This window comes from Streptomyces sp. NPDC058664, from assembly GCF_042716635.1.
GTDB lineage: Bacteria > Actinomycetota > Actinomycetes > Streptomycetales > Streptomycetaceae > Streptomyces.
Map to the genome: position 1 here is coordinate 1 of NZ_JBHXRW010000120.1, position 8,135 is coordinate 8,135.

General features: G+C 70.0%; 7 protein-coding genes and 1 pseudogene. 5 read left to right on the forward strand and 3 right to left on the reverse strand.

Annotation, left to right across the window (positions count from 1 at the left end; genetic code table 11):
* Window positions 1–253: 253 nt before the first annotated feature.
* The 3 genes and pseudogenes from ACFWUY_RS39845 to ACFWUY_RS39855 form a co-directional block, all read left to right on the forward strand.
* Window positions 254–772: pseudogene (locus ACFWUY_RS39845) on the forward strand (kinase); the annotation flags it as partial.
* Window positions 773–1,281: 509 nt separating this feature from the next.
* Entirely contained in the window at window positions 1,282–2,007 is a 726-nt protein-coding gene (gene uppS / locus ACFWUY_RS39850) for a polyprenyl diphosphate synthase (protein ID WP_384121600.1), read from the forward strand.
* Window positions 2,004–3,476, forward strand: coding sequence for an oxygenase MpaB family protein (locus tag ACFWUY_RS39855; protein ID WP_384121589.1), 1,473 nt, complete (start codon window positions 2,004–2,006; stop codon window positions 3,474–3,476). The genes uppS and ACFWUY_RS39855 overlap by 4 nt, the downstream gene beginning before the upstream one ends.
* Before the next feature lie 122 nt (window positions 3,477–3,598).
* Here the strand turns inward: ACFWUY_RS39855 and ACFWUY_RS39860 are convergent, their stop codons facing one another.
* On the reverse strand, window positions 3,599–4,555 hold the full coding sequence (locus tag ACFWUY_RS39860; RefSeq protein ID WP_384121591.1) for an aminoglycoside phosphotransferase family protein: 957 nt from the start codon (window positions 4,553–4,555) through the stop codon (window positions 3,599–3,601).
* Window positions 4,556–4,731: 176 nt separating this feature from the next.
* Here ACFWUY_RS39860 and ACFWUY_RS39865 point away from each other — a divergent pair, with 176 nt between their 5' ends.
* Both ACFWUY_RS39865 and ACFWUY_RS39870 read left to right on the forward strand, forming a co-directional pair.
* Window positions 4,732–5,088, forward strand: a complete 357-nt coding sequence (locus ACFWUY_RS39865) for a hypothetical protein (RefSeq protein ID WP_384121593.1) — start codon at window positions 4,732–4,734, stop codon at window positions 5,086–5,088.
* A 363-nt stretch (window positions 5,089–5,451) separates the two neighbouring features.
* Window positions 5,452–6,360, forward strand: coding sequence for a MerR family transcriptional regulator (locus ACFWUY_RS39870; protein WP_384121595.1), 909 nt, complete (start codon window positions 5,452–5,454; stop codon window positions 6,358–6,360).
* 196 nt (window positions 6,361–6,556) lie between these two features.
* On the opposite strand, the gene ACFWUY_RS39875 is transcribed toward ACFWUY_RS39870, so the two are convergent.
* Entirely contained in the window at window positions 6,557–7,051 is a 495-nt protein-coding gene (locus ACFWUY_RS39875; protein WP_384121596.1) for a hypothetical protein, read from the reverse strand.
* A gap of 27 nt (window positions 7,052–7,078) precedes the next feature.
* Window positions 7,079–7,888, reverse strand: a complete 810-nt coding sequence (locus ACFWUY_RS39880; RefSeq protein WP_384121598.1) for an IS5 family transposase — start codon at window positions 7,886–7,888, stop codon at window positions 7,079–7,081.
* Window positions 7,889–8,135: the final 247 nt, after the last annotated feature.

Below are 8,135 nucleotides of genomic sequence, written 5' to 3' on the forward strand. Positions count from 1 at the left end.
GCATTGACGTGCTCTTCGCCATGCTTCGAGACGGGACCTTCTACGAGCCCCCGGCAGCCATCGCCGCTTGACGAAAACCATAGGGGCACCTTTTCTACCAGGGGGTGGGCGCCAGGTATTTCCTGGCCGTCCGCCATCACGTGCAGTTGCTTCCACGCGATGCCGGTACGGGTGATCGGCAGGGCATCGACGTCTGCGGTGTCTCACCATGCCGCTCGCAAGGTCACCCGCTCTCGGTAGCCTGTCCACCGTGATGGTGGGAACCGAGGAAACCCGGCTGGTCGTACTGCGCGGCAACAGCGCCGCCGGGAAGCCGTCCGTCGCGGCGGGGCTCCGCGCCAGGTCCGGCCGCGGTCTGGCCCTGGTCGGCCAGGACAACCTCCGCCGCACCGTACTGCGCGAAACGACCGGCACGGCGGCGCGAGCATCGGCCTCATCGACCTGACGGCTCGCTATGCCCTGAACGTCGGCTACCACGTCGTCGAGAGCGTCCTCTACGCCGACCACTACGGCGACATGCTTGCCCAGCTGCGAGCCGACCATCGGGGCCCGTTACTACCTGGACGTGCCGCTCGACGAAATGCTCGCCCGGCATGCCACCAAGCCGATCGCCGATCACGTGAACGAGACACAACTACGTGACTGATACCGGCCGTGCGATCTACTGCCCGAAGGGAGCGAGACCGTCATCGGCGCCGGCAGCGGGCTGCAGGAGACCATCGACCGCATCATGCGCGAAACAGACCTGGCCCACCTGCCCTCACCGGACCGCTGGCCGGGGCACCGCTGCAAGGGGGCAGCCGGCTGGCTCGATGCGGGCACGAGGGGTTCGGACGTACGCGCCAAGAGTGACGGTCACCCGTTTCCACCGGTCAGGGCCCTGGGTGCTGTCAGGCTCCAGGGAGGGGACGCGCCGACGGGGCGTGGGTGAGGCGGGGGCGGCGAGACGGAATGGGCGTGAGTGAGCGCGCTACGAGGGGTGGTGCAGCTCCGGGCGTGACGGGGCCGGACTCGACCGGGCCGGGCGTGACGGGGCCGTACGGGACTGTTCTGGACGCGATGGGGCCGGACGCGACGAAGCATGGCGTCCCGCGCGCCCGCCTGGTGACGGAGGAGCCGCCGGATCGGCGACCGCGCGGCGAGGAACTCGACCAGGAGCGACAGGGTGACGAGCCCAGCCCGAAGCGACCGCGCGGCGACGAGCTCCGTCAGGAGCCGGAGGGGGACGGGCCGGGCCGGGAACGGCGCGCCGAGGGGCCCGGCGAGCGGCGGCGGGACGACGTGGCGGCGCGTGCGGTGCCGCGGCACGTGGCCTGTGTCATGGACGGCAACGGTCGCTGGGCACAGCGGCGTTCGCTTCCGCGCACGGCGGGTCACCGGGCTGCGGAGACCACTGTCATCGACGTCATCGAGGCGGCCCGGGCGGCCGGCGTCGAGTGGCTCAGCCTGTACGCCTTCTCCACCGAGAACTGGAACCGTCCTGGCGCCGAGGTCGACTACCTGATGCGCCTGGTCCGCAGGGTCGTGCGCAAGCACGCGCCTCTGCTGCTCGCCCGCGGCATCCGCTGCCGCTTCCTCGGTGTCGCCGACCCGCGCATTCCCCGTGAGCTGGCCCGGGACTTCGAGGACCTGACGACGCTGACCGCCGACAACCGGGGGATGACCCTGACCGTCGCCTTCGACCACGGAGGCCGCCGGGACATCGTCGAGGCCGCGAGGTCGCTGATCCGCAGTGGGACGCCCGCCGACGAGCTGACCGAGAGGCTCTTCGCCGACCACCTTCCGTTCCCCGACACGCCCGACGTGGACCTCGTCATCCGCACCTCCGGCGAGCAGCGCATCTCCAATTTCATGCTCTGGCAGGTCGCCTACGCCGAGTGGGTCTTCCCCGAGGTCCTCTGGCCGGACTTCCGGGCCCCCGACTTCCTCGCCTGCCTGCACACCTACCGGCGCCGCGACCGCCGCTTCGGCGGCGTGCCGCCCAGGACCAACGGAGACCCCTCATGACGACCGGCACCCCCGGTACCACGACAACGGCCGACGAGACGCCCCTGTTCGGCCCGGAATCGCAGTTCCGCGCGTTCTTCGACGATCCGCGCTGGGCGCTGGCCATGATCCGTGCCACCGTGCTGGAGGCCGCCCACCCGCAGATCGGTGCCGCCCTCGTCGACAACTCCACGTTCGTCGCCCACCCCTGGCGCCGGCTGCGCAACACCTTCCTCAGCATGCGCCGCATGTTCGACGGGGACCCGGCGGTACGCGAACGGGAGGCCGCCCGGCTCAACCGGCTGCACGCCCGCATGAGCGGCTCCGACTCCCGCGGCCGCGCCTACGACGCCATGGACCGCGCGACCCGCGCCTGGGTGGTCGCCACCCTCTTCGAGAGCGCCGTCACCATGTGCCGGCTGAGCGGCCAGCCGCTCGACCAGGACACCATGGAGCGCATGTACGCCGAGTACCGCGCGTTCCTCGCCGCCCTCGACGGCGACGCCGGGGAACTCCCCGAGGACCTGCACGACTTCTGGCGGTACTTCGACCGGGTCGTCGAGGACGAGCTGGAGAACACCGAGGCGGCCCGCGTCATCCTCTACCGGCTCTTCGACCACCTGCCCGCCCCGGCGCTGCTCGACAGCGCGCCAACGCTGTGGGCGGCCGGCCGGGCCGTCGCCGGTCCGCTCCTCGGCGCGATCACCGTCGCCTCGCTCCCCGAGTCGTACCGGCGCCGGGCCGGCCTGCCGGAGATGCCCGGCGCCCCGACCCTTATGCAGGGCGCCTATCTCGCCGCCGGGCTCGCCCGCTTCCTGCCCGAAGGCTGGATCAACGCCGAGAGCATCATCGAGGTGCTCTCGCTCTCGCCCGGCAGCGACGATCCCCGCGCCCGGACCGTTACCGCCCTGCGCGCCCGGATGAAGCGGACATCGGCCCTGCTTCGTCTCCTCACACCACTGGGTGGCGACACCGACCCCGACCCGGCGCCTTCCACGGCCACGGGCGAGGGCCGACGCTCGGCGGAGGAGTTCTTCCGCCAGGTGCTGGACCAGACCGGCGACGGCCACCTCGACTGGCCCGATCTCGCCGCCATGGCCCGCGAGCTCTCCACCCGCCTCGATCTGGACGAACCCGAGGAGACCCGGCTCTACGACGCTTTCGCCGCCTGGTGGCGCGAACTCCAGGCCGTCCTCGACTCGGACGGCGACGGTCGCGTCAGCTTGGACGAGTACGCCGCCGCCGTCCCCTCCCTCGCCGGACCCGCGCTCATCCGCGTCGCCGAGGTGCTCTTCGACGCCACCGACAAGGACGGCGACGGGACCATCGACGCGGACGAGTACCGAACCCTCTTCCGCACCGCCTTCCACCGCGACCTCACCACCACCGGCGGCGCCTACGGTCGGAGCGCCTTCGTGGGCGACTTCCTGTCGTTCATGTCAGGCCGCCGCACGAGCACCCCGTACGACCCGCTCCTCGCCGACGCATGAGGAAGGCGCCGGCCGCGGGCCCACGAGCGTGTCGCAGTCAGCGGCCGTAAAGCTCTCCCTCGCCCCGTCGACCGACCGCCCCACTCCCCGACCGATCATCGGTGGGCGGACCGCGGGGGCGGTCACCACACCTGGTCGGCGGTGAACAGCTCCCGGACCCAGTAGGCGCTCGCCTCGTGGCTGTCGCCGGGCGGGGTACCGGGGAAGAGGCGGAGCCAGGAGCCCGCCCGGCCCAGCGCCGCGAGCCGCACCGCGAGGGCCGCCGCCCGTCGCAGCTCCGCTGAGGAGGGACCAAGGCCGGTCCAGTGCTCCAGGTACGCCTCCAGCATCGAAGCCACGTGCTCGGGGCCGTACCGCTCCCTGACCGCTCGGACCGGGACCAGGAGACTGCCGAACGGATGCGCCACGCAGGCGTCGCCCCAGTCGAAGAAAGTGAAGCGGCCGGGCGCCGGGGCGAGGATCTGCCCGTCGTGCAGGTCGCAGTGGTCGAGCGAGTCGGGCAGGCCGTACGCGTCGAGTTCGGCACACAGGTCGACGAGGCAGGGCCGCTGCCGCAGCAACGCCTCCCGCTCAGCGGCGTCGAAGAGGGGGTTTCCGGCGACGAGCGCGTCGAAGACGTCCGGCAGCTCCCGCGTCCGCGCGCCCGGCACCCCGAGGCCGTCCAGCCGGTCCGCGTACGGAACAAGCCGCCGCTGCATCTCGCCGTACCGGCCCAGCGCCGTCGCCCACGCCTCCGGGCCGGCCTTGCCCGCGTCGAGCACCCCACGGAACAGCGGTCCACCGTCGGGCACCAGCGACCAGCCCCGCCCGGCGTCCACCTCCAGAGGGGTCATCACATGCTCCGGCACCCACGCGGCGAGCGCGTCGGCGAGGCCGGCCTCGAAGGCGTTGGACGGGGCACCCGCCTTCAGCCACACCGCGTCCCGCTCACCCTCGCCGGTGCGAAACCGGGCCAGGACCGACCAGGGGCGCACGCGTACCTCGCAAGCGCCGGTCTGTGTCAGCCCCTGCCTGGTCAGAGCCCGCTCGGCCCAGCCAAGCACCTCCCGCCGCCACACCTCGTCGTCCCAGGGGGTCACAGCGTCAGGGAACCGCCCCCGATCCACCACCGTCGTCCGCTCGCCGCTCGTGCGCATCCGGCGATTCCACCACCCTCAGCCCCCGGACGCACCGGAATATCTCGGACGTGAAACCCCTGGAGCCTGTCATCCGAAGACCCCGCCGGGGCGGCGCGGAGGTCGTGCATGATGCCTGCGTGGAACACCTTCCTGTTGACGTGCGCGCTTCGCTTCGACTGTTCGCCTTCTACTTGGCGAACGGCACCATCGACCTCGAGTTGCTCGATGGGGTCGACTATCGCGCGACCGTCTTGCACTCCGGCTCATCGCTGGAACAGGTCTTCGCCATCTACGGCAACGTGCTGCAAGTCGACTCGGAGGGCAAGGTGCTGAACGACGGGGATGCGCAGCACCGGGTCGCGCAGTGGATTCGGGCGTGCTGCGACCCGGGCTATCGGGTCGAGCCTCTGTTCGAAGCCTGGGAGACCGACCCCATCTCTGAGGGCCGACCGCGCCTGAGGTGCAAGTGCACGCATGAGGCCCGGATCCAATGAGCCTTTCCCAATCTGATGCGTGCTGATGGGAGGAACCTATCGGTGGCCTCCAGAGATCTTGGACGGTTATGGAGCTCCTGGTCAGGAGCCCATGCCAACTGTGAGGACCCGACCGGAACCAGGGCGCTGAACAGCACGGATGTAGCTTGGAAAAGGCTGAGTTCAGCGAAGACCGTTCTCGTCCTTCATCTCGCCTCAACCTGAGGTTGGAAGGGCTCAGACTGCGGTCTGGTCGTAGGCGAGGCGGCGCATGCTGCCGGTGCTGACGGTGGCGGGGGAACTCGGCAGAGCTCTGGAGAACCCATGGGATGTCGCACGGAGGCGCTTGAGTCTCCAGCCGCCGGAGGGTCCAGGATCCTGCCCATGGACAACGAACACCCCGACCTGCTCACCATCGGCCGGCTCGCGCACCGCACCGGACTTCCGGTGCGTACCCTGCGCTTCTGGTCGGACGAGGGGGCGGTGCCGCCCGTGGCACGCTCCGCGGGCGGCTACCGGTTGTACGACGCCGAGTCCGTGGCCCGCGTCGAGCTGGTCCGCACCCTGCGGGAACTGGGCCTCGGGCTCGACGACGTGTGCCGCATCCTGAGCGGCCGCACCACGGTCGCCGAGGTCGCCGACGCGCATGTGGCCGCGCTCGACGCGCAGATCCGCTCGCTCGAGGTGAGCCGGGCCGTCCTGTCCACCGTGGCGAAACGGGGTTCGACCGTTGAGGAGACAACACGGATGAACCGGTTGGCGCGGCTTTCCGCCGCCGAGCGCAGGCAGATCATCGACGAGTTCAAGGAAGAGGTGTTCGGCGGCCTCGACGACCCGGGCCCGCGCGACCGCATACGCACCCACAGCATCGAATTGCCCGACGATCCCACCCCGGAGCAGGTCGACGCCTGGATCGAACTGGCCGAACTGGTGCGGGACCCCGGCTTCCGCGCCCGGTTGCGCACATGGACGGAACTCAACACGCCCGTACCCGGGCAGGGCCGTCCCCCCGGGGCGTCCATCTGGTGGGCCAGGCAGATCGTGCAGACCGTCGCGGAGGCCAGAAAAGTCGGGGTCGCTCCCGAGGGGCCGGCAGCGGCCGAGCTGCTGTCCGAGATGTTCGGTGACACCGGCCGGGCCGCCGTGCTGCGCAGCCTGGAGGCCGGGATCGAGGCAGGAGCGGAGCACTACCGCGGGCTCGTCGCCCGTGTGCGCGGCCAGGAGTCGTCACCCGACGCGACCGAGGAGCTGGAATGGCTGGCGCGGGCCCTGCGCGCCGCGGACCAGACCTGACCCGGTGCTCGGCCTCGGCACGGGGCAGGCCGCCGACCTCGCGGTGCCACTCGACCGGGACGAGCTGATCGTCTACGGACTACTGCCGTCTGACAGCGGTGCCACTCGGTTGAGACCGCATTTGAGATCTGCCCTATGGCCTTTGTCGGGACTGGGTGTTACCTGCTCTTGGTCGGGGCCATTGTGCCGAACCTACTCAGTCGAAGCCGGCCTCGGTGAAGCAGCAACCTCCGCGCTCCGCGTCGGACAGGACCTGGGTCGACGTGAGCTGCGGGGCACGGCGGAAGCACTGGCGGAAACGCGACGCGCGGAACTTCAGGTCGAATGCGTGACCCTCGATGTGCCATTGCGGCAGATCCTGCCGGCCGTCGTCCGGCACCAGCCGGTGCACCTCATCGATCTCCAGCTCCGGGTGCATGCCCTTGAAACCAAGGTCGCCCTCAAGGTCCCAGACGTCTTCGAAGACGAGCGTCGCAGGGGCGATCCAGAAGGAGAAGTTCTTCGCGGGCCGGACCGGGTGGACCCAGCGGACGATGTAGTCGAGGTCGAGCAGAAGCCGAGGCAGGATGTCATCGGTTTGCTGTACGTACAAGCCGTGGATAGTGGCGTCGTGCCAGCCCATCTCCTCGAAGTCGGTATCGCTCCAGACGCTCTTCGAGAGACCTGATGCCTGATGACTGCCACTGTTCATACCTGCGTCCAACCAGGCCGTGTGCCTTCAGCTCGTCACGGGTTGGCGGTGAACGTCAGCGTAGCGGGGGCCAGGCCGTGAGGCCGGTCGCGCTCGGGTGAGACGGCGGACCATGGTGCCGATCATCGCCCACCGGATCATGGTCTCGGAGCGAGCCGGGCTGGTCTCGCAGTCACGGGCGAGGCGGCGGTGGGCGGTCAGCCACGAGAAGGTCCGCTCGATCGCCCACCGCTTGGGCTGGACCTGGAAGTCGCGCCGGCCAGGGTCTTTGCGGGCGATGTCCAGCTCGCGGCCAAGAATCTGAGCGGTCCGGTCGACCAAGCGGCCAGCGAAGCCCTGGTCGGCCCAGAATTTCTGGATCCGCGGGTGGTCGAGCCGGGCCCAAAGGAGTGGATGCCGGGCTCCGTCGCGGTCCTGCACGCTCGCGGCGACCACGTGGACCGCAACCAGCGGGCCGAGGGTTTCGGTGACCAGGAACCGCTTGCGGTCCTTGACCTTCTTCCCGGCGTCGAAACCCCTCGTCTCTGCTGGGACGGTGTCAGCAGTACGGACGGACTGCGAGTCGATCAGGCCGGCGCTGGGCTCGGCGTTGCGGCCATCGGCCTCCCGGACCCGGCCACGCAGGGCGTCATGAACCCGCTCGACGGTGCCGTCATCGTGCCACCAGGTGAAGTACCAGTACACCGTCGGCCGCGGCGCGAAGTCCTTCGGCAGCTGCCGCCACGAACACCGGGTCCGCACCACATAGGAGATCGCGTCCACGATCCGCCGCCGCGGATGCTTCTCCCGGCGCCCACCCTTCGGCCCAACTCGCCCCGGCGGAAGCAACGGTCCCACCAACGCCCACCCGCTCGGAAGCCGTGATCCACATTGCCATGACCGACCTCATGGCCCGTCGCCTCACCAGCGAGAACACCCTCTCCTGGCGCGACCCGAAGAACACCACAGAACATCCCCTCTCGGGATGAAACATCGGATGAAAACGACCTCTGAGTGGGCGTTTACGTAGCACTTTTCTCGTATGCGAGGTTTGTTCATGCCCCAGTTTGATCGCCTCTGCCCGATAGGAGGTGTGTATCCCCAC

Excerpts from the sequence above, each read along its gene's own strand:
- ACFWUY_RS39875 (WP_384121596.1), bottom strand. The coding sequence starts at position 7,051 with ATGAACAGTGGCAGTCATCAGGCATCAGGTCTCTCGAAGAGCGTCTGG.
- ACFWUY_RS39870 (WP_384121595.1), top strand. The coding sequence starts at position 5,452 with ATGGACAACGAACACCCCGACCTGCTCACCATCGGCCGGCTCGCGCAC.
- ACFWUY_RS39855 (WP_384121589.1), top strand. The coding sequence starts at position 2,004 with ATGACGACCGGCACCCCCGGTACCACGACAACGGCCGACGAGACGCCC.